The 22,535-nt window shown below is 39.0% G+C and carries 17 protein-coding genes and 1 other annotated feature; of the genes, 2 read left to right on the top strand and 15 right to left on the bottom strand.

Going from position 1 to position 22,535, the window contains the following annotated elements:
* Window positions 1-152: 152 nt before the first annotated feature.
* Together ACWATA_RS01175 and ACWATA_RS01170 are read right to left on the bottom strand one after the other, a co-directional pair.
* Entirely contained in the window at window positions 153-1,451 is a 1,299-nt protein-coding gene (locus tag ACWATA_RS01175) for a bifunctional folylpolyglutamate synthase/dihydrofolate synthase (protein ID WP_028411724.1), read from the bottom strand.
* 96 nt (window positions 1,452-1,547) lie between these two features.
* A complete protein-coding gene (locus ACWATA_RS01170; RefSeq protein WP_034265552.1) occupies window positions 1,548-4,190 on the bottom strand; it encodes a valine--tRNA ligase in 2,643 nt (880 codons plus the stop codon).
* A gap of 82 nt (window positions 4,191-4,272) precedes the next feature.
* Window positions 4,273-4,517: a binding site (T-box leader), on the bottom strand.
* A gap of 230 nt (window positions 4,518-4,747) precedes the next feature.
* Here ACWATA_RS01170 and ACWATA_RS01165 point away from each other — a divergent pair.
* Window positions 4,748-4,945 carry a YszA family small membrane protein gene (locus tag ACWATA_RS01165; protein ID WP_013059354.1) on the top strand — a complete coding sequence of 66 codons (198 nt, stop codon included), beginning with the start codon at window positions 4,748-4,750 and terminating at the stop codon, window positions 4,943-4,945.
* 11 nt (window positions 4,946-4,956) lie between these two features.
* Here ACWATA_RS01165 and ysxE read toward each other — a convergent pair whose 3' ends face one another.
* The 8 genes from ysxE to hemA all read right to left on the bottom strand — a co-directional run bounded on the left by ysxE (window position 4,957) and on the right by hemA (window position 13,582).
* Complete coding sequence (ysxE, locus tag ACWATA_RS01160) at window positions 4,957-6,006, bottom strand: spore coat protein YsxE (protein ID WP_013085128.1); 1,050 nt, start codon at window positions 6,004-6,006, stop codon at window positions 4,957-4,959.
* A 77-nt stretch (window positions 6,007-6,083) separates the two neighbouring features.
* Window positions 6,084-7,223 (bottom strand): stage VI sporulation protein D, encoded by a 1,140-nt coding sequence (gene spoVID, locus ACWATA_RS01155; RefSeq protein ID WP_028411727.1) that lies wholly within the window; start codon window positions 7,221-7,223, stop codon window positions 6,084-6,086.
* Between the two features lie 147 nt (window positions 7,224-7,370).
* Window positions 7,371-8,660 carry a glutamate-1-semialdehyde 2,1-aminomutase gene (gene hemL, locus ACWATA_RS01150; protein ID WP_013059357.1) on the bottom strand — a complete coding sequence of 430 codons (1,290 nt, stop codon included), beginning with the start codon at window positions 8,658-8,660 and terminating at the stop codon, window positions 7,371-7,373.
* Window positions 8,661-8,676: 16 nt separating this feature from the next.
* Window positions 8,677-9,657, bottom strand: coding sequence for a porphobilinogen synthase (gene hemB, locus ACWATA_RS01145; protein WP_014458109.1), 981 nt, complete (start codon window positions 9,655-9,657; stop codon window positions 8,677-8,679).
* 17 nt (window positions 9,658-9,674) lie between these two features.
* Window positions 9,675-10,448 carry a uroporphyrinogen-III synthase gene (locus ACWATA_RS01140; RefSeq protein WP_257042153.1) on the bottom strand — a complete coding sequence of 258 codons (774 nt, stop codon included), beginning with the start codon at window positions 10,446-10,448 and terminating at the stop codon, window positions 9,675-9,677.
* Window positions 10,448-11,380 (bottom strand): hydroxymethylbilane synthase, encoded by a 933-nt coding sequence (hemC, locus tag ACWATA_RS01135; protein WP_367076843.1) that lies wholly within the window; start codon window positions 11,378-11,380, stop codon window positions 10,448-10,450. Before hemC ends, ACWATA_RS01140 begins: the two co-directional genes overlap by 1 nt.
* Before the next feature lie 13 nt (window positions 11,381-11,393).
* The gene (locus tag ACWATA_RS01130) at window positions 11,394-12,227 is read right to left on the bottom strand and encodes a cytochrome C assembly family protein (RefSeq protein ID WP_013059361.1); all 834 of its coding nucleotides are present in this window, start codon (window positions 12,225-12,227) and stop codon (window positions 11,394-11,396) included.
* Window positions 12,228-12,241: 14 nt separating this feature from the next.
* Entirely contained in the window at window positions 12,242-13,582 is a 1,341-nt protein-coding gene (hemA, locus tag ACWATA_RS01125; RefSeq protein WP_033579644.1) for a glutamyl-tRNA reductase, read from the bottom strand.
* 329 nt (window positions 13,583-13,911) lie between these two features.
* Here hemA and ACWATA_RS01120 point away from each other — a divergent pair, with 329 nt between their 5' ends.
* Window positions 13,912-14,397 (top strand): LiaF transmembrane domain-containing protein, encoded by a 486-nt coding sequence (locus ACWATA_RS01120; RefSeq protein WP_013059363.1) that lies wholly within the window; start codon window positions 13,912-13,914, stop codon window positions 14,395-14,397.
* 93 nt (window positions 14,398-14,490) lie between these two features.
* On the opposite strand, the gene yihA is transcribed toward ACWATA_RS01120, so the two are convergent.
* From yihA to tig, 5 genes are all read right to left on the bottom strand, one after another.
* The gene (gene yihA / locus ACWATA_RS01115; protein WP_013059364.1) at window positions 14,491-15,078 is read right to left on the bottom strand and encodes a ribosome biogenesis GTP-binding protein YihA/YsxC; all 588 of its coding nucleotides are present in this window, start codon (window positions 15,076-15,078) and stop codon (window positions 14,491-14,493) included.
* The gene (gene lon, locus ACWATA_RS01110; protein ID WP_430079281.1) at window positions 15,075-17,399 is read right to left on the bottom strand and encodes an endopeptidase La; all 2,325 of its coding nucleotides are present in this window, start codon (window positions 17,397-17,399) and stop codon (window positions 15,075-15,077) included. The genes yihA and lon overlap by 4 nt, the downstream gene beginning before the upstream one ends.
* Window positions 17,400-17,659: 260 nt before the next feature.
* Window positions 17,660-19,327, bottom strand: coding sequence for an ATP-dependent protease LonB (gene lonB, locus ACWATA_RS01105; RefSeq protein WP_028411731.1), 1,668 nt, complete (start codon window positions 19,325-19,327; stop codon window positions 17,660-17,662).
* Window positions 19,328-19,479: 152 nt separating this feature from the next.
* Complete coding sequence (gene clpX, locus ACWATA_RS01100; protein ID WP_013059367.1) at window positions 19,480-20,745, bottom strand: ATP-dependent protease ATP-binding subunit ClpX; 1,266 nt, start codon at window positions 20,743-20,745, stop codon at window positions 19,480-19,482.
* 384 nt (window positions 20,746-21,129) lie between these two features.
* Entirely contained in the window at window positions 21,130-22,416 is a 1,287-nt protein-coding gene (gene tig, locus ACWATA_RS01095; protein WP_028411732.1) for a trigger factor, read from the bottom strand.
* Between the last annotated feature and the right edge of the window lie 119 nt (window positions 22,417-22,535).

The raw sequence follows: 22,535 nt of genomic DNA, 5'->3' as shown, positions 1-22,535 counted from the left end.
ACAATCTCCTTATTTAGTGATGTACATGTTTATTATATATCACTTACCTAGGGGGTGAAAGTGACAATACTTTGAACTTAGTGCTTCCTTATTATTTGTATCCCTTTCTTACATTATGTTAAAAGCAGCAAGATTTCACTTGCTGCTTCTGCTCATTTGAGAAGAAAGGCCCGCACTTCTGATATAAAATACAGAGACCCTGTAATCACGACCATGTCTTGTTCACCTGTCGCCTTTTCCTTTACGTAAGCAATTGCTTTTTTCCACTCCTCGTCCATATGCTTATTACGATGAGTACTCATCTCATAAAGCTCTCCAGCTGCGCGAGCACGAGGAAAGTCAAACGACGTAAATGTAATACTTGCAGCGATTGTTTCAAGTTCTTGGACCATTCGATCAGCGCTTTTATCATTTAAGCAGCTGAAGATTAAATGAATGTTTCGATCTTCATAATGAAGGCGTAAAGTAGATAACAAGCTATCAATGCCTTCTGCATTATGAGCCCCGTCAATAATCGTTAAAGGATGCTCATTTACTATCTCAAAGCGGCCGTTCCACTTTGTATGCTGAATCCCTTTTATCATTTGCTCATTGGAGATAGAAAGCTTTTTCTTTTCTTTTAAATAACAAACGGCCATCACAGCCAAAGCTGCATTTTTAACTTGATGATAGCCAAGCATATTTAATTGCAAGTGTTCAAATGTACCATACGGCGTTTTTAACGTAAAGCCTTCTCCATTTGCTAAGGGCTCATAGTTTTCAATTTTAAATTCTTTTCCTAACACAAATAACGAAGCCTGCTTCAAATTTGCCTCTTCTGTAATGACGTCAAGCGCCTTTACTTGCTCTGCACCAGTAATAATAGGGACTTCTTTTTTAATAATCCCCGCTTTTTCTGCTGCAATTTCTTCTACCGTATCACCTAGTATCGCCATGTGATCAAATCCAATGTTTGTAATAATACTCACCATAGGATTCACAACGTTTGTTGAATCATATCGTCCCCCAAGACCTGTTTCAAACACAACATAGTCAACTGAATCATGATAGCCGAAATAAAGAAAAGCCATGATTGTAATCACTTCAAATTCCGTTGCTGACCCTAAGTCCGTATGTTCTAGTCGCTCCACTACAGGCTTTACTTCCTGAACAAGAGCGGTCATTGCTTCATTTGAAATAGGCTGTCCATTCACGCTAATCCGCTCATTAAATGTTTCGATATAAGGGGAAGTAAACGTTCCAACTTTATACCCTGCTTCTTCTAACATATTTCGCAAATACGAAACAGTAGAACCTTTACCATTCGTCCCAGCAACGTGAATAGCATTTATATTTTGCTGCGGAAAATCAAGCTGCTCTAGCATCCATTCCATTCGTTCTAACCCCGGCTTGATTCCAAAGCGAAGTCTGTTATGAATCCAATCAAGCGCTTCTTCATATGTCGTTATCATCTTTTATTCACCTTTCTTTTCCATCGCTATTATTATGTAAAGAAAAAGCGTCGCTATACAAGCCACGCTTTTTCTGTTAGTTTATTAACCCATTGATTATCCGCGTAATTCAGCAATACGAGACTGAACAGCTTCACGTTTTTCAACGTAATCTTGCTCTTTTGCACGCTCTTCTTCTACTACTTTAGCAGGCGCTTTTGCAATAAAGCCTTGGTTGTTTAATTTCTTTTGTACACGTTCTACTTCTTTGTTTAACTTATCGTATTCTTTTTCTAAACGGGCGATTTCTTCTTCAATATTAATTAAACCTTCAAGAGGTAAAATTAATTCTGCGCCTGTTACAACAGCAGTCATCGCTTTTTCATCTAATGAAACATCGGTTGAAATCACAAGCTCACTTGGATTACAGAAACGTTCTACATACGCACGATTCTTTTCAAGCTGACTTTGAATATTTTCATCTTTAGCTTTAATAAATAATTTTACTTGTTTGCTCATCGGCGTGTTCACTTCAGCACGAATGTTACGAACAGCACGGATAATATCTACAAGTAAACGCATATCGTTAGCAGCTTCTTTATCCGAAAGCTCAGCGCGTACTTCCGGCCATTTAGCTACTGTAATTGATTCACCTTCATGCGGCAAGCTTTGCCAAATTTCTTCAGTAATAAACGGCATGAATGGATGTAAAAGTCGCATTGTGTTATCAAGTACATAAGCTAAAATTGAGCGAGTGGTCTTTTTAGCTGCTTCATCTTCTCCGTAAAGAGGAAGTTTAGCCATTTCAATGTACCAATCGCAGAAGTCATCCCAAATAAAGTTATAAAGAATGCGTCCAACTTCACCAAATTCATATTTGTCAGCTAATTTTGTTACGTGCTCAATCGTTTCATTTAAGCGCGTTAAAATCCATTTATCCGCAACTGACTTTTCGCCTGATAAATCAAGCTCTTCAAATGTGATGCCGTCCATGTTCATTAATGCAAAACGAGAAGCATTCCAAATTTTATTTGCAAAGTTCCACGTCGCTTCGACTTTTTCAAAGCTGAAGCGTAAATCTTGTCCCGGTGAGCTTCCTGTAGATAAGAAATAGCGAAGAGAATCTGCACCGTATTTCTCAATTACTTCCATTGGATCTACGCCGTTACCAAGTGATTTACTCATCTTACGACCTTCAGCATCTCGTACAAGACCGTGAATAAGTACATCGTCAAACGGACGTTTACCCGTAAATTCAAGACCTTGGAAAATCATACGAGATACCCAGAAGAAAATAATGTCGTAGCCCGTTACAAGCACATTTGTTGGGTAGTAGCGTTTGAAATCAGCTGCATCCACATCCGGCCAGCCCATTGTTGAGAACGGCCATAGCGCTGAACTGAACCATGTGTCTAATACATCTGAATCCTGTTCCCAGTTTTCGATATCTGCTGGAGCCTCATGATCTACGTATACTTCTCCAGTTTCTTTATGATACCAAGCTGGAATGCGATGTCCCCACCAAAGCTGACGCGAAATACACCAGTCGCGAATATTTTCCATCCAGTGTAAGTAGGTCTTTTCAAAACGATCAGGCACAAAGTTTACTTTTTCTTCTTGTTTTTGAAGATCTACTGCTTTATCTGCTAACGGCTGCATTTTTACAAACCACTGAGTTGATAAATAAGGTTCAACAACGGCACCGCTTCGTTCACTGTGACCTACTGAATGCATGTGGTCTTCAATGTTGAACAATACGCCGTCTTCTTGAAGGTCTTTAACAATTTGCTTACGGCAAGCAAAACGATCCATTCCTTCATATTTACCTGCTTTGTCATTCATCGTGCCGTCTTGATTCATCACTAAAATACGCTCTAAATTATGACGGTTTCCAATTTCAAAATCGTTCGGGTCATGAGCAGGCGTAATTTTTACCGCACCAGAACCGAATTCCATATCTACATAATCATCGCCTACGATTGGAATTTCACGACCTACAATCGGAAGGACAACCTTTTTGCCGATTAAGTGCTTATAGCGATCATCTTCAGGGTGAACAGCTACAGCCGTATCTCCTAGCATTGTTTCAGGACGAGTTGTTGCGATTTCAATATGTCCAGAACCATCTGCCAACGGATAGCGCATATGATAAAACGCACCTTGTACATCTTTGTAAATAACCTCGATGTCTGAAAGAGCTGTTTTTGTAGCTGGATCCCAGTTGATAATATATTCTCCGCGATAGATTAACCCTTTTTTGTAAAGCGTTACGAATACTTCGCGCACTGCTTTAGAAAGGCCTTCATCAAGCGTGAAGCGCTCGCGTGAATAGTCTAAGCCAAGTCCTAGCTTCGACCACTGCTGGCGAATAAAGCTTGCATATTCTTCTTTCCATTTCCACGTTTCGGCTACAAAATTTTCGCGGCCTAGATCGTAGCGGCTTTTCCCTTCGCTGCGAAGCTTTTCTTCTACTTTTGCCTGCGTTGCAATCCCCGCATGGTCCATGCCGGGAAGCCATAAAACGTCATAGCCTTGCATGCGCTTCATACGCGTTAAGATGTCTTGTAACGTTGTATCCCAAGCGTGGCCTAAATGCAGCTTGCCCGTTACGTTTGGGGGTGGAATTACAATTGTATATGGCTCTTTTTCAGGGTCATTTGTTGCTTCAAAAAACTTCCCGTCTAACCAATACTGATAACGATTTTCTTCAACGGCTTTTGGATCATACTTCGTTGGAAGAGTCACTTCTTTTTCAGACATAATGTATACCTCCATAATATAAAGTTTCAGTCTTTAGAAACTGTGTAAAGCTTTTATAAACATAAAAAAACTCCTTTCCTAATAAAAGGACGAAAGGAGTTGATTTCGCGGTACCACCTTTTTTTATAGACGTATCCCGTTTGATAAGCCTATACACTTCATTTCATAACGGTTGATTAACCGGCTTTTTCTACTGAGCTATGCAGCTGTTCAAAAAAGCTACTCATAGGCGACATTCCGAGTGCACATTCTTAAGAAATCTCACAGCAGCTGATTTCTCTCTCTGAAAGACGAACATCCCGTACTCTTCCTATTCACTGTATTTATGTATGAATTTCTCTTAATTATACTATATGAAAAAATGTTGAATCGTCAATAATCTTCTCCATTTTTTTATGATTATATTCATAATTTTTTTGTTCTGCTCTTTATTTTTTCATTCACTCGCTAATTTTGGAAATAAAATGAAAAGTCCGCTCAAAAAAATGGCACCATTTCTTTCTTTTTTCATATACTTACTTTAACCTGGGCACGTGGATTGAAAGGGGCATGTACAAATGAAGAAACGAATAAATGTAAATTCGTATCAGCTGCAGCGGTGGCTCAAAACAGCAGGAGCGGCTTGTGGACAGTTTATTGTTCCTTTAACAATTTTTCAAGGTATACGTACACTATTCTTCCCCACAACCTTTGATGTACTGTTGTTGGCACTTCTTGCCATACTAGCAGTTGCTTTATATTCGGACTGGATTTAAAAACCCAAGCGCTATTCGTTCGCTTGGGCTTGTGCAGCTGCTTCCGCTGCCATTTTTTTTTGCTGATCTACTTCAAATATTTTAATATTGAGCTGTTCAATGTTTTTCGTCAGCCAGTATGCTCGAATAAATGACTGCATATGTTCAAGCTCCGTTTTACTTTCTTTATGCTGCCTATATTGAACGATACACTGATACAAGGGTTCTGGAAACGCTAAATAACTGTGCAAAAGCAGTCTTTCCTCTTCTCTGAGAGCAAAATGTTTTTCATACGTACTAAACCACTCATAGCTGTCATAGGTAGTTACTGGGTACGTGCGAAGAGTACGGAAATAAAATGAGACCAAATCATAAATCGGTGAAGCATCTTTTGCATGTTCAAAGTTAATAAAAAAACCATTTCCCCGTTCGTCATAGATAAAATGTTTAGCCGATAGCTTTCCATGAGACGTAACCAGCCGGATCTTTTCCTTTTCTTCCATTTCATCGTTCCACTGATCGAGCTTTCCAAAACCAAACTCAAGAGCTCTTGTCATTTCATAATAAAATGTACAGTAATGCAATTCAAACGGGGACATATACACTTTCTTCTCGCATTCTACTACGTACTGCTTCAGCTCTTCCTGACGTTTTTCCCACGTTTCTTTCATCGATGTATAATGATTTTCTATATCTTCTTTTTTTACTTCTACTTCCTGCGCCGAAGCGCCGTGAAGCTTAGCAAGCTCTTGAAATAATTTATGATATCGAATATCACGCTCTTCGGTTGGGTTATTTGGGAGCCACGGCATTAAGTAATACGAGCCGCTTTCATCTGAAACAATGGGCTGAGAACGCTTCGTTTGATAAATAGGGACAAAGCCCATCCACCCTTTTTGATACACGTTCTGCAACTTTTGAATGAAGTTCTGATTTCGCTCTTGATGATTCGCCATTTCTTTAAGCGCAAATACGCCAGTTTTTGTATAGACTTTTTTTACTTTTCCGTAGTCTTCGATAAAGTCAACATCTAAGTCATATTCTTTTAACAATACTTTGTAGTCTGCTACTGTCCGCTGCATCTATATTCTCCTTCCTCGTAAAAAATAAAGAAAACAGTTAAGACATTATATGCGTCAAAACTGTTTTCTTTCCGACTTTAACGAACGGGAATATTTAAGATGCTTCCTTCTTCCAGCTCATATTCATCTCCTAAATTATTCACTCGTAAAATGTTTTGTACATTCGTATTATAGCGGTTTGCTATCGTATCAAGCGAATCTCCGTCTTGAACAATACAAAGCTTCCACGTTGAAAAAGCTTCTTCTTCCCGCGAAAAGAGCTTTGTTAAATAAAGGGCGTTTTCATTTCGGCCGCTTTCATTTTCTTCTTTCCGAAATTCAACAATAATCTTTTCCTTTTCTTGCTCAGCCTCTTGTTGAACGTCAGCATACGTATTTAATTCACTAGCTTGCGATTCTTCGAAGCTTTCTTGCTCTTGACGAAGCTGAAAGAGCTCAATCACGTTGTCTTCTCTTTCTTCCTCGATTGGTGCCTCTTTTTTCACTTCGACTTCAAATGGTTCATATGCTTCCTCTTCATATTCCACGACCGGCTCAGCACGAGATTCTTTTTTAAATACAGATGAAAAATAACTAGGAGGCTTTTCTGAATGATCTTCTTCAATAGCCTCTGCCTCTAAAAGTGCGGGAGCTTCACGATAGCTTACGTCAAACTCTTGCTCCTCTTGTTTCTCTTCTTCTTGAGCAAAGTTTTCAGTATATACCTCTTCAGCATCGTCTGCTTCTTCATAGGAGACGATGTGCTGTTCTTCCGCAAACTCTTCCTCTTCTTCTCGTTCTTGTTCTTCATGCTGTTCCCCGTACAATCCTGTGATGGACAAGTCAGCCATTAGCTGCAGCTGATTTGTGCCTGGTAATTCATAATCAAATAAATCAATAGATACATATACATCTTCAATACTTTGAATACGATTTTTAGGAATGGTAATATCAACAGGAAATTGATGTGATAATTCAGCCGTTCCGTCTTCACGGACAGAGATAGATTGCACTTGATTCTCATTTGTATATTCGCGTAACGAGTGCTCTCCCTCGTACGTTTCGTATTCACCTGTTAATTGTAATGCTCCTCGAATAGACACATATTGGTCATATTCTTGAATAGATACTTGAGGCTCTAAGGAGATAGACAAAAGTTGTGAGACTTCCTGTCCTTTTTGAAACCATACTGATTCTTCTACGGAAAAACGCAGACATGATAAATTATCCTGCGACAAATTGTTCTCCCCCTTCCAACACCCGCCAGGTAATAGCGCGGTCATTAAAGATGTATGAACAAATAAATTAAAATATGTCTTGAAAACTAAAAAAGCTTACGGAATCCTCCGTAAGCTTCTTTATAAAAGTTATTTCTATTTAGCTGTTTATCCACGCAACTTTGAAAAAGCTTTTTCAGCTGCTGCAATTGTATGTTCAATGTCTGCATCTGTATGAGAAGTTGATAAAAACATTCCTTCGAATTGAGAAGGAGGTAAAAACACGCCTTCATTAGCCATTTCACGATAGTAAGCTGCAAAATAATCTAAATTCGATGTTTTCGCTGTTTCGTAATTTATGACCTGTTCGTTTGTGAAGAAGAAACCGATCATTGAACCAGCTCTGTTTACGGTAAACGGCACATCATATTTTTCAGCTGCTGCCATCAATCCTTCTTCTAAGCGATCTGCTTTACGAATGAACTCATCGTAGGATTGAGGTGTCAGCTGTGTTAATGTCTCGTATCCAGCTGTCATCGCAAGCGGATTACCTGATAATGTACCTGCTTGATAAATCGGGCCGCTTGGTGCAACTCGCTCCATAATTTCAGCTTTACCACCGTAAGCACCTACTGGTAAACCACCACCGATTACTTTTCCTAAGCAAGTTAAGTCAGGCGTAATGTTGTAGTAGCCCTGTGCACAGTTGTACGCTACGCGGAACCCTGTCATTACTTCATCAAAAATGAGCAGTGAGCCATATTCTGATGTGATATCACGAAGCCCTTGTAAGAAACCGGGCTGAGGTGGTACCACACCCATATTTCCTGCTACCGGTTCAACGATTACTCCGGCAATGTCATCTCCGAATTCTTTAAAAGCATATTGTACGCTTTCTAAATCATTGTACGGCACTGTAATCGTGTTTTTAGCGATTCCTTCAGGCACGCCCGGGCTATCTGGTAGGCCTAACGTTGCAACGCCTGAGCCAGCTTTAATGAGAAGAGAGTCACCGTGTCCATGGTAACAGCCTTCAAATTTTAAAATTTTGTTGCGGCCCGTATAGCCACGCGCTAAACGCAGTGCGCTCATCGTTGCTTCCGTACCTGAACTCACCATACGGACGATTTCGATTGAAGGAACGCGCTCAATCACAACTTTAGCGAGCTCATTTTCAATTAATGTTGGTGCACCAAAGCTTGTACCAGATTCCGTTACTTTTTTTACTGCTTCAACTACTTGATCGTTGGAATGTCCGTGAATTAAAGGTCCCCATGATAAGACGTAGTCAATATATTTGTTGCCGTCAATATCGTAAATCGTAGCGCCTTTTCCTCGTTCCATAAAAATAGGATCCATATCTACTGATTTAAATGCACGAACAGGACTGTTTACTCCACCCGGCATTAGTTGCTGCGCTTCTAAAAAAGCTGCTTTTGACTTTTCATAACTTCTCATGTGTAAGCCTCCTTAATTACTTGTCAGATAACCAGCGTGCTGCGTCTTTAGCATGATACGTTACAATTAAATCCGCTCCTGCACGCTTCATGCTAATTAATTTTTCAAGAACAATCTCTTTTTCATTTACCCAGCCGTTTTGAGCTGCCGCTTTAATCATTGAATATTCACCGCTCACATTATAAGCCACTACAGGTAAATTAAACGTATTTTTCACATCGCGCATAATATCTAAATATGATAGAGCTGGTTTTACAATTAAGAAATCTGCTCCTTCTTCGACATCAGATTCCGCTTCTCGAAGTGCCTCTAAGCGATTAGCTGGGTCCATTTGATATGTTTTACGGTCTCCAAATTGAGGAGAAGAATGCGCTGCATCACGGAATGGTCCGTAAAAAGCAGATGCATATTTAACAGCATAAGACATCACCGGCACATCTTCAAATCCAGCTTCGTCTAGACCGTGGCGAATAGCTGCCACGAAACCGTCCATCATGTTTGAAGGCGCAATAATATCCGCTCCTGCTTTAGCTTGACTAACCGCTGTACGCGCTAATAAGTCAAGGCTAGGATCGTTTAAGATTTTTCCGTCTTCAATTACACCACAGTGGCCATGATCTGTGTATTGACACAAGCATGTATCTGCGATAACAACAAAATCTGGAAAATTTTCTTTAATTTGACGAATACCTTTTTGGACAATTCCGTGGTCATGGTATGCCTGTGAGCCGACCGCATCTTTTTCAGCGGGAACACCAAATACCATAGCTGACTTGATTCCTAAATCGACTAACTCTTGGATTTCATCATTCAAGTAGTCTAAAGAAATTTGATCCACACCTGGCATTGATTTTACAGCATTTCTTTTTTGTTCACCTTCTACAATAAAAATAGGATATATAAAGTCTTCCGGATGTAAATGTGTTTCACGTACAAGCGCACGCATATTTACAGAATTACGAAGACGACGATGACGTGTAAATTGTAAATCTTTCATGTTAAAATCCTCCTTTATTATTCAAAACAACTAACCAACATATCTATCATACCATTTATTGTGTATGTGTTAGGAACAAGATGCTTAATTCCATATTCGCTCGCTGTCTGACTCGTAATAGGACCTATGCAAACAACTTTGGTTTCATTTATAAGCTCAAGCCAATTCGGAATATCTTTAACTGACTCGACAAAAAATCTCACTGTAGAAGAACTTGTAAAAGTAATGGCATCAATTCCTGTTTCTAAATGTTGCTTAACCAAGCGTTCAGAGCCTTGATTTCGAATGGTCTGATATACAACTAAATCCGTTACCTCACACTCTTTTAACCCATCTTTTAAAACAGAGCGGGCTAATTGTCCTCGTACAAGGAGAACTCGCTCGTGATGTAACACATTTGCTTTTAACGACTCAAGAAGTGATTCGGCAACGTATTCTTTTGGAACAAGTTGCACGTTAACATCGTATTTTTCCAGCAATTTTGCGGTTTTTTCTCCAACCGCAGCCACTTTTAATCTTTTTAAAGCACTCCGACTGATATTTAACTCTTTTAGCCATTCAAAGAAAAAAGAAATGCCGTTTTGACTTGTAAAAACAATCCAATCAAAACAGTCAATCGACAGCAGGACATCTTCCACTTCTTCTTCATTGTTAGAACGTGCAAACGTGAGGACTGGTAAGCTTAAAGGTATGCCTCCAAGCTTTTTAATCTGTGCTGCAAATGAATGAGCCTGCTTCGCTTCTCTTGTAATCAAAACTTTTTTCAAAAAAAGAGGAGCCTCATGACTCATTATTTGTCCAGCTCCTCTTTTACGCGGTCAATTAAAAGCTTAGCTCCTTGAGATGTTAAGCGACTAGCAGCTTCTGAACCGATAGCAACGGGGTCTTTTCCCGTAATGTGCTCTTTATAAATCGTTTTGCCATCAGGAGATGCGACTAGCGACGTTAGCTCAATATTTCCACCGTCTACTATACGCCCATATCCCGCAATCGGCACTTGGCATCCGCCTTCCATCTGTTTTAAAAATACGCGTTCAGCTCTAACAGCACGAGCCGTTTCATCATGATTTAAAGTTTGAAGAAGCGATAATAATTCATCGTCATTTTCTCGGCATTCGATAGCTAAAGCTCCTTGTCCTACAGCAGGAACACTTATTTCCGGCTCTAGGTACTGAGTGACCGTATCTCTCGACCAGCCCATACGAGATAGTCCTGCAGCGGCCAAGATAATCGCATCGTAATCTTCATTTTTTAATTTCTCTAGGCGTGTATCGATATTTCCTCGAATCCATTTAATTTCGATATCTGAACGCATAGATAGAAGCTGTGCCCCTCGACGCAAGCTGCTTGTCCCAATCACAGCACCGCTTGGCAGCTCCTCAAATCGCTCACCATTTTTTGAAATAAGCGCATCACGGTGATCTTCTCGTAAAGGAATACATCCAATCGTTAATCCTTCTGGCAAAACAGCCGGCATATCTTTCATACTATGAACGGCCATATCAATTTCTTTATCTAACATGGCTTGTTCAATTTCTTTTACAAAAAGACCTTTACCGCCTACTTTGGACAGCGTTACATTTAAAATTTTGTCCCCTTTTGTCACCATTTCTTTAATTTCAAACTCAAAAGGAAGACCTTGTTTTTTTAACTGTTCAATGACCCACTTGGTCTGTGTTAACGCAAGTTTGCTTCGACGAGAGCCGACAATAATTTTTCGCATGTTGTCCTCCTAATTACGAACCCCAAAAGTGAAAATTCGATAAACTGCCAAATAAAAAGAAATTAATAAGTAAGACTAAGAACAATCCAATATTCCACATCGCGATTGCCTTTCCTTGAATACCTCTACGCAGTCTAGCATACAAGTAAGCGCTGTATGCAACAAACATTAAAAATGAACCTAACACTTTTGTATCGTACCAATGAAAATCTACGTATTTAATATAAGCCCATATGATTCCTAAGATTAACGAAAGCAATAACAGCGGTACACCAATTAAAATTAATACATAGGACATGTAATCTAGCTTTGTTAAATCTTCAATTCTTAGCAAGCGCTTGCCCCATTTCTTCTTTTTCAATAAATTATACTGAACAAGATACAGAGCAGAAAAAACAAAAGAAACTGAAAAAGCGCCGTAAGATAAAATAGCCATGGTAATATGGATGATTAATAATTCTGACACAAGGCGCTCCGACTGGACAGCCGTGTATGTTTCAAGTGGAGCAAACGTATGAATAGCCATAATTAAGAAACCAATCACATTTGTAAAAAACACCATAAAATCAACGCGGAACAGGCGATTAATCACAAGTGAAAGAGTAATTAACACCCACGCGTAAAAATACAGCCCTTCAGAAACAGTAAGAATAGGAAACCTTCCCGTCTCAAACATTCGTAAAATTAAAAAGGCTGTTTGCAAAACCCATACAATAGAAAGTAACCAGAAGGCTATCGAGTTTGCCTTCCGGTTATTTTGTACAAAATCAATAAAATATAATAAAACGCTCACCGCGTATAAAATCACAATCAATTCATAGATTCTGGTTAATTCCATATCAACCATTATTCAATCCTCACTTAAGACTGATAAGCTACTGAATGAGACGTAATCGATGTATGAAGCTGCTCTTCTTTTTCTTTTTGCAAAGCAACTTCCTGTTCAATATTAAAAATCTTCATGAACAGCTCTAAAGACTCTTCAGCATGTTTCTCTCCAGCCAATTCTTTCGCGTGTAAAATTGGATCGCGAAGAAGTTGATTAATTATACTTTTTGTATGTTTATTTAACACTTTGCGCTCACGCTCAGATAAATCTGGGAGCTTACGATCAATGCTTTTCATCGTTTCAGCTTGAATGGTAAGTGCTTTTTGACGAAGTGCAGAAATAACAGGTACAACGCCTAATGTACCAAGCCAAGACTTGAAAGCAACAATTTCAGCTTCAAGCATAATTTCAATTTCATCCGCAGCTTTTTGACGCTCTTGCAAATTAGATTCTACAATCCCGTTTAAATCGTCGATATCGTATAAAAAGACCGTCTCTAGCTCATCTAGTTCTGGATCTAAGTCACGCGGAACGGCGATGTCTACCATAAACAATGGACGACCTTTACGCGTACGCTCTGCTTCACTCATCATTCGTTTCGTTACTACATAGTCATTAGCTCCTGTTGAACTAATTAAAATATCTGCTTCGCTTAAAGCATGTTGAAGATCAGCAAATGGTTTGGCTTCTCCAGAAAAACGGTTTGCTAGCTCCTGTGCCTTTTCAAATGTTCGATTCACTACCGTTACTTTTTTAGCTCCGCTGCCATATAAATTCTGCACGGCCAGCTGACCCATTTTTCCCGCACCAAGAATCAATACGTGTTTAGATGATAAGTCTCCAAAAATCTTTTTAGCAAGCTCTACGGCTGCGTAGCTGACAGAAACTGCATTCGCACCAATTTCTGTTTCATGATGAGCTTTTTTGGCTAATGTCACAGCTTGTTTAAACAGCTGATTAAAAACCGTTCCAATTGTTTCTTCTTCTTGAGCAAGCAAAAAGCTTGAACGCACTTGTCCAAGAATTTGTGTTTCACCAATCACCATTGAATCTAATCCACATGCTACTCGGTATAAGTGTTCGATGGCTCCATCATTTTCATAGATGGTTAAATAAGGCGAAAACTCTTCTTTATCTATTCCGAACCATTCAGCTAAAAATGCTTTTACATAATAACGGCCCGTGTGTAATTGATCAACAACAGCATAAATTTCCGTACGATTGCATGTTGAAACAATGATGTTCTCCAAAATGCTTTTTTGGCCGCTTAACGTTTTCATGGCAGATGCTAGTTCTTGCTCATTAAAACTAAGCTTTTCTCTTATTTCAACAGGGGCTGTTCGAAAGTTTAAGCCGACTGCTATAATATGCATTTGTACATACCCCCTATAATTGAAATGTGCTTATTTATCCGAATTTGACGGGCAGTAACCCCTAAATTTCCAAAGAGCTACAGTGAGATAACTGCCCGTAAAATCCGGCGTTCTTCATTCTACTATTCGTAAAAACCGGCGGACATTACACAGATGTAATCTTCGCCTTATCTCTAACTATTATAACATGTTCTATAAGTCATTCGAAAAAAAAATGTGAACAGTCTTTGAAAACATGTGTTAAGATATTAACTGTTATTCCGTAATAAATTGTATCAAAAAAGCAGCGTTTTATCACGTTTTCTGTTTTGAAACACCTGGAGGTTACTATGAAAAAGCAATCAATGTTTTTTGGTGTCTTACTAGTTGGATTTGGAATCTTTTTCTTACTGAATGAACTACATATGAGCATTGCAGCAAAGGTATACACGTGGCCTGTACTGTTAATTTTAATAGGAGCGGCACTGTTAACTGAGTCTGCTTTATCTCAAGATCATTCAAACTTGCTTGCAAGTTACATATTAATCACTTTAGGTATTCATTTCTATGTAAGTGAACAAATTCCCTTTTGGCCTACGAATATTAGCATGGTCGTTTTTATGGTGGCCATTAGCTTTTTACTCAGTGCTAGAAAAGCCAAATCGGGCTTTTTCCAAGGCGGCACCCTTTTAATTATTGCCATTTTAATGATGTTTTCAGACCGTCTTAAACTATTTTTGCCAAAAGTTGAAGACGGCGTAAATTATTTAACAACCTTCTGGCCTATTTTATTGTTACTAGTTGGGCTATATTTATTATTTTTCAAACGAAAGTAATCTATGTAAACAAGTTAAAAAAATGGAACGTTTGACTCACTTCCTGGTAGAGTGATGATAAACGTTCCATTTTTTTAGCTCCTATTCCTTTGTTTAGTGAGTCATGCGATACTGCAAAGATTTCCACGCTTTATCTTTTCCTTCACCTGTTTCAGATGAGAAATGAATTAATTCATCATTTGGATCTAAATCCAGCGTTTCTCTCACTACTTTTAAGTGCTTCTGCCATTTTCCTTTAGGAATTTTATCGGCTTTCGTCGCAATAACCATAACGGGAAGGTCATGGTGCTTCAAAAACTCATACATCATAACGTCATCCTTTGAAGGAGCATGGCGTAGATCAACAATCATTAACACAGCTTTAAGCTGCTCACGATTTGTTAAATACGTTTCAATCATTTTCCCCCATGCTTCACGCTCTTTTTTAGACACTTTTGCAAATCCGTAGCCAGGTACGTCTACAAAGTGAAGGATTTCATTAATTAAAAAGAAGTTAAGCGTTTGAGTTTTTCCAGGCTTAGACGACGTACGCGCTAAGCTTTTGCGATTGAGCATCTTATTAATAAAAGATGATTTTCCTACATTTGAACGGCCTGCTAACGCAAATTCTGGCAGGTTTTCTTTAGGATATTGTTCAGGGCGTACAGCACTGATAACAATATCGGCTTGAGTTACTTTCATTTTACCTCTCCTACTAGCGCATGTTCCAATACTTGGTCCACATGTGACACAAGAACGATGTCTAATTCCTCTTGTACACTGTCAGGGATATCTTCAATATCACGTTCATTATCGTGAGGGATTAATATTTTAGTTAATCCGGCACGGTGTGCACTAAGTGACTTTTCTTTTAAACCACCGATTGGTAATACGCGACCTCTTAGTGTAATTTCTCCTGTCATTCCTACTTCTCTACGCACTGGTTTACCCGTTAGTGCTGATACTAGAGCAGTGGCAATGGTAATTCCTGCAGAAGGTCCATCCTTTGGTACAGCTCCTTCTGGAACATGGATATGAATATCATGTTTTTCATAAAACTTCTCATCAATTCCTAGTTTCTCTGCATTTGAACGCACGTAGCTAAATGCCGCCTGAGCTGATTCTTTCATCACGTCTCCAAGCTTTCCGGTTAGCACTAGTCTTCCTTTACCAGGGGATAAGCTTACTTCAATGGCCAGCGTGTCTCCTCCTACAGTTGTGTAAGCAAGACCTGTAGCAACGCCAACTTGATCTTCCGTCTCAGCCTGTCCGTAGCGGAACCTAGGCTTACCAAGGAATTCTTCAAGCGTTTTGGCCGTCACCACCACGCGCTTTTTCTCACCAGAGACTACGATACGAGCTGCTTTTCGACAAATGGAAGCAATTTCGCGTTCAAGGTTACGAACACCAGCTTCTCTCGTATATAAACGTATGATTGCTGTTAAGGCGTCATCGCGAATCTGCAAATTGCCCTTTTGCAATCCGTGATTTTCTAGCTGGCGCAGCAATAGGTGACGCTTCGCGATTTCAAGCTTTTCCAGCTCCGTGTAACCAGCAATTTGAATAATTTCCATTCGATCGCGCAGCGGCCCCGGAATCGTAGCTAAGTTATTAGCTGTAGCCACGAACATCACTTTTGATAAATCATACGTTTCTTCTATATAGTGATCGCTGAAATTATGATTTTGTTCAGGATCCAATACTTCTAACAAAGCAGAAGACGGGTCTCCTCGGAAATCATTTGACATTTTATCGATTTCATCAAGCAGAAATACAGGGTTAATCGTTCCTGCTTTTTTCATTCCTTGAATAATGCGTCCAGGCATAGCTCCCACGTACGTGCGACGATGACCGCGGATTTCTGACTCATCTCTCACACCGCCTAGAGATACTCGTACAAAATGACGATCTAGAGACGTAGCAATTGAGCGGGCTAGGGATGTTTTCCCTACGCCAGGAGGTCCTGCTAAACATAAAATAGGGCCTTTAAGAGATTTTGTCAACTGCTGCACGGCTAGATATTCTAATACGCGTTCCTTCACTTTTTCAAGGCCATAGTGCTCATCGTTCAGCACTTGTTCAGCATTATGAATATTGAGCGTATCTTCCGTTTCGTTTGTCCAAGGTAGCGCAATCAACCACTCGATATAATTTCGAATGACTGAGCTTTCAGCGGAGGTAGCAGGAATTTTTTCATAGCGATCCAATTCTTTAAACGCCACTTGTTTGACATGGTCCGTCATCCCACTTGCTTCAATTTTTTCGCGAAGCGTTGCTACTTCTCCTGTCTTTCCTTCTTTGTCTCCAAGCTCTTTTTGAATCGCCTTCATTTGCTCACGAAGATAATACTCTTTCTGAGTGCGTTCCATTGATTTCTTTACACGCTGTCCAATTTTTTTCTCCAGCTGCAAAACTTCTTGCTCATCTTGAATATGAGAAATGATCGTATTTAATCTTTCTTTCACTTCAGTTGTTTCTAAAATTTCTTGTTTAAGCTGAATTTTTATTGGTAAATGAGAGGCTACAATATCTGCTAATCTTCCTGGTTCTTCAATGTCACTTACGGTTGAAAGAGTTTCAACGGACACCTTTTTGGAAAGTTTTATGTATTGTTCGAAATAGTCTAAAAGCGTGCGCATCAGCGCTTTATCTTCTACATCAACCTGATGTTCTTCACTTTGCTTTTCCACGTGTACAACAAAATATTCTTCGCTGTCTTCAAATTCTGTAACGGTTACGCGATTTAGTCCTTCTACTAAGACGCGCATCGTTCCATTCGGCAGCTTTAGCATTTGTTTAATTTTTGCCAACGTACCGGTTCTATATAAATCCTCTTTTGTTGGTTCATCGATACCCATATCTTTTTGTGATACTAAACAAACTAAGTGATCATCCATCATTGCTTTTTCTAATGCTTGCACAGATTTGTCTCGCCCAACATCTAAATGAAGCACCATTGTCGGATAGACGATCAAACCTCGTAAAGGCAGTAGCGGCATTGTCAATTTTTCTTTTTCTGCCATGCAATGAACACCTCCAATGCTCGTCAATTAAAGTATGTAAAGTGTGAATTCTTTTAACAATTTTATCTCATTTGTATACACATTGTCTAACAATAGTAATTACTAATTGTATCATGAGAAAGAATTAAAAGGCAAAATATATCTTTTTAAGCTCTTTTCATAAAAAAACGCCTTTTTCGTTGGCTGTGTATAAAGGTTTTATACGCGAAAAAGGCGATGAATATTCATCTGACCATTAATTTTTAATTATCATGATAGAATTAGCTAGATTCTCTATTTGGAATAGCTGGATCTACCGACAAATGTGCAACATGCTCATGTACAGACAATAGTGCTTGTTCAAACACCTCTGTTAAATGATGGACAGGAATAATATCGATACCTTTTACCTTTTCTACCATTGCATTCATATTTTCTTTTGGCACAATCACCGTCTGAACGCCTGCTTGTTTTGCTGCCTTGATTTTTGGAATTACGCCGCCAATTGGCTTTACGTTGCCGTGCAGACCAATTTCTCCTGTCATTGCTACCGTGTGTTTGATTGGGACTTCATAAATTGCTGAGTAGATCCCTGTTGCCATAGCAATACCAGCAGAAGGTCCATCGATTGGCACACCTCCCGGAAAATTCACGTGGATATCATACTCATCGGCTGGCACATCCATTGAGCGAAGAACCGTTATGACATTTTCAATTGAGCTTTTAGCCATACTTTTACGACGAATAGACTTCCCTTGAGTCCCTATACTTTCCTCTTCAACGATACCCGTAATAATAATGTTCCCTTTCTCTTTTGCAGGAATCGCTTTGACCTCAATTTCTAAAAGTGCTCCAGAGTTGGGCCCGTACACGGCTAATCCATTAATAAGCCCCACTTTTTCCTCATCTGCAATTTTCGGATCGTGTCTTGGAGATAGTTGACTAGAATGAACAATCCATTCAATATCTTCATTTTTAATGTCCGTTCGTTCCTCTGATATCGCTAGTCCAGCCGCAATTTGCATCATATTAACCGTTTCACGTCCATTGCGTGCATATGTAGAAAACAGAGATAAACCTTCTTCTGATATATCCATTCTGACTTTATTTGCTGCTTTTTTTGCAACTGTAATAATTTCGTCGCGATCAAGCTCACGGAAAAATACCTCTACGCATCTGGAACGAATGGCAGGCGGAATTTCATTAGGCGTTCTAGTCGTCGCACCAATCAAGCGAAAGTCGGCTGGTAAACCATTTTGAAAAATATCGTGAATATGTGTTGGAATTTGTGTATTTTCTTCGCTGTAATAGGCGCTTTCCATAAACACTTTTCGATCTTCTAGAACCTTTAACAGCTTATTCATCTGAATAGGATGGAGTTCTCCAATTTCATCAATAAATAAAATTCCCCCGTGTGCATCTGTAACTGCTCCTTGTTTTGGCTGCGGAATTCCAGCTTGGCCCATAGCGCCTGCGCCTTGGTAAATGGGGTCATGCACTGATCCAATTAAAGGATCTGCAATGCCTCGCTCATCAAAACGCGCCGTAGTTGCATCTAACTCTACAAATACAGCTGCTTGTTTAAAAGGTGATTTTTTATTTTTCTTTGCTTCTTCTAACACTAAACGTGCTGCTGCTGTTTTTCCTACTCCAGGCGGCCCGTATACAATAACGTGCTGTGGATTAGGACCGCAAAGGGCAGCCTTTAGTGACCGAATTCCATCTTCTTGTCCGACAATATCGGAGAAGCTAGACGGCCTCACACGTTCGGCAAGCGGCTCAGTTAAAGAGATGGCTCTCATCTTCTGCAGTTGCTCCATTTCTTTCTTTGAATCCCGGTCAATTGAGACTTTTTGCGTACGCTGATTGCGTAATAAATTCCAAAAATATAAGCCAATGATGATACCAAAAAAGAGTTGGACCATTAAGGCAATATTCGTCCAGTTCATAGATAAACCTCCTGCGCAGTTTAGTAAGATAATTATCAGTTATTATCTCCCTGCAGCAGTAGGAATAAACAAGATTCTAGTAAAAAGTAAAATTTAGTTGTCCTTCATCAACAGAAAAAAGCCGGGTACTCAAATTGAGTACCCGGCTTTTTTTATGCTGATGTTTTGCTGCCTTCTTGAATAGTAGATCCGTCTTCTAATACGAACTTAGGAGCCGCTTGATCACGAACTGTTTCACCTGTGATAATACATTTTGTAATATCATCACGTGAAGGAAGATCAAACATTACATCTAACATAATACCTTCAATGATTGAACGTAGACCACGAGCACCTGTTTTACGCTCGATTGCTTTTTTAGAAATTTCTACTAAAGCCTCGTCTTCGAACTCAAGTTCAACGTCATCAAGTTCAAGCATTTTTTGATATTGTTTCACTAGTGCATTTTTCGGTTTTGTTAAAATCTCAACTAGCGCTTCTTCATCAAGAGGCACTAAGCTAGCAGTAACCGGTAAACGACCAATAAACTCTGGAATTAAACCAAATTTTAATAAATCTTCCGGTAATACTTTTGCTAGTAACTCTTTTTCTGTAAAGTCTTGTTGTTTTGTTTCTGAACCGAAACCAATTACTTTTTTACCTAGACGGCGCTTAATAATAGGTTCGATTCCGTCAAACGCACCACCGCAAATAAATAAGATATTTGTTGTATCAATTTGAATAAATTCTTGATGAGGGTGTTTGCGTCCACCTTGAGGAGGAACACTTGCTACAGTACCTTCTAAGATTTTAAGAAGAGCCTGCTGCACACCTTCACCTGATACATCACGTGTAATAGATGGGTTTTCAGACTTACGCGCTACTTTATCAATTTCATCGATGTAGATGATACCTTTTTCAGCTTTCTCCACATCGTAATCAGCTGATTGAATTAATTTTAATAAGATGTTTTCAACATCTTCTCCTACATAACCCGCTTCTGTTAGAGATGTTGCATCTGCAATCGCAAACGGTACGTTTAAAATACGAGCCAATGTTTGAGCTAGTAAAGTTTTACCGCTTCCTGTAGGTCCAATTAATGCAATATTACTTTTTGATAACTCAACGTCATCAATTTTACTGTTTGAATTGATTCGTTTGTAATGGTTGTATACTGCAACAGATAACGATTTTTTCGCATCCTCTTGACCAATTACATACTCATCTAAAATGTCACGAATTTCTTTTGGTTTTGGTACATCTTTAAATTCTACTTCTTCTTCTGTACCTAACTCTTCTTCTACGATTTCCGTGCAAAGTTCAATACATTCATCGCATATGTAAACACCTGGACCCGCAACTAACTTGCGTACTTGTTCTTGTGTTTTACCACAAAATGAGCATTTTAACTGCCCTTTTTCATCGTTAAATTTAAACATAATTTTCACCCCTTGTAGTATTTACTAAAGTGCTCGAAGCTGATTTCTATCCGCGCTATAGCCCAACAACATGAACAACTCATCTATTTGTAGGTAAATGCCCCTCTTTATCACATAGTAAAAGCGCTATGAAAAGATTTGTATTGCATTTTACCATACATTTTCTTGAATAGATACTAAAACGTTTTATGTATATGTTGTTGATGAGCATAACAGAATGGAGATCTGCTATTATATAGTGTCCTCTTATTGGGCCTATTTCATAACCACGGATTTCAAACAATGGGTTAAAGCTGCTTCTACGGTGTTGGTTATGATATAAAAAAACTATTGAAGTTTATAAAACAAGGCACGATCAAGTCGCGCCTTGTTTCTTACTTACTATTATGCAACAGCTTTGCTGTTTTCTACAAGAAATTCAACTGCTTTACGTACTTTCATGTCTTCTTTAATGCTATCAAGACTGCCAAGCACTTTCTTAATTTCTTCGACAGGCATGTTGTACATTCCTGCCATGTTTTCTAATTCTTTTTCTACTTCTTCTTCGCTTACTTCAAGATTTTCAGCTTTTGAAATAGCTTCTAGCGTTAAGTTGATTTTCACACGCTTTTCAGCATCCGGACGCATTTGGTCGCGAAGAGCTTTTTCATCTTGACCTGAGAATTGGAAGTAAAGTTCAAGGTTAAGACCTTGCATTTGTAAACGTTGTTCAAACTCTTGCATCATACGATCCATTTCAGTGTTGAACATTGCTTCTGGAATTTCTACTTCAGCATTTTCAGCAGCTTTTTCTACTAAAGTGTCGCGAAGAGCTGATTCTGCTTGGTTTTCTTTATCGCTTTGTAATTTTTCTTTTGTTTTTGCTTTTAACGCTTCTAAAGTTTCTACTTCTTCATCTACGTCTTTTGCAAACTCATCGTCTAAAGCTGGAAGCTCTTTAGATTTGATTTCATGTAATTTCACTTGGAATTTAGCAGCTTTACCAGCTAGCTCTTCAGCGTGATACTCTTCAGGGAATGTTACTTCCACTTCTTTTTCAGCGCCTACTTCAAGACCAACTAGTTGCTCTTCAAAGCCAGGGATGAATGTGTTAGAACCGATTTCTAAAGAATAGTTTTCGCCTTTTCCGCCTTCAAATGCTTCGCCATCAACGAAACCTTCAAAGTCGATTACAGCTGTATCGCCTTCAGCTACTGTTCCTTCTTCTTTAACAACTAGTTCAGCGTGACGCTCTTGAAGTGTTTTTAATTCAGCTTCAACGTCTTCATCTGTTACAGTTGTATCTACTTTTTCTACTTCTAAGTTTTTGTATTCGCCTAATTTAACTTCAGGCTTAACAGTTACTTTAGCAGTGAAAACTAGAGGTTGTCCTTTTTCGATTGTTTCAACATCGATTTCCGGACGATCAACCGGCTCGATACCAGCTTCAACAATTGCATTGCTGTAAGCTTCAGGTAATAAGATGTCTAGTGCATCTTGGTATAAAGATTCTACGCCAAAACGTTTTTCGAAAAGTGGACGAGGCATTTTACCTTTACGGAACCCTGGTACGTTTACTTGTTTTACAACTTTTGTGAATGCTTTATCTAAGGCTTTATCAAACTCAGCAGCTTCAACTTCTACTGTTAAAACGCCTTGATTTCCTTCTTGTTTTTCCCATTTTGCAGACATGAATGTTTCCCTCCAAAATCATTTTAAGTAGTGATTTCTAAATTAGATAATGCAGATAGCCTATCAGTTCAAACCTCAATCATTATCTATTTAACTCCCTACTACTTTAAAGTAAGTAG

This window comes from Priestia sp. USM5, from assembly GCF_058323215.1.
Note: the sequence above shows the minus strand (reverse complement) of the source record. Positions and strands in the feature narration are given on the sequence as shown.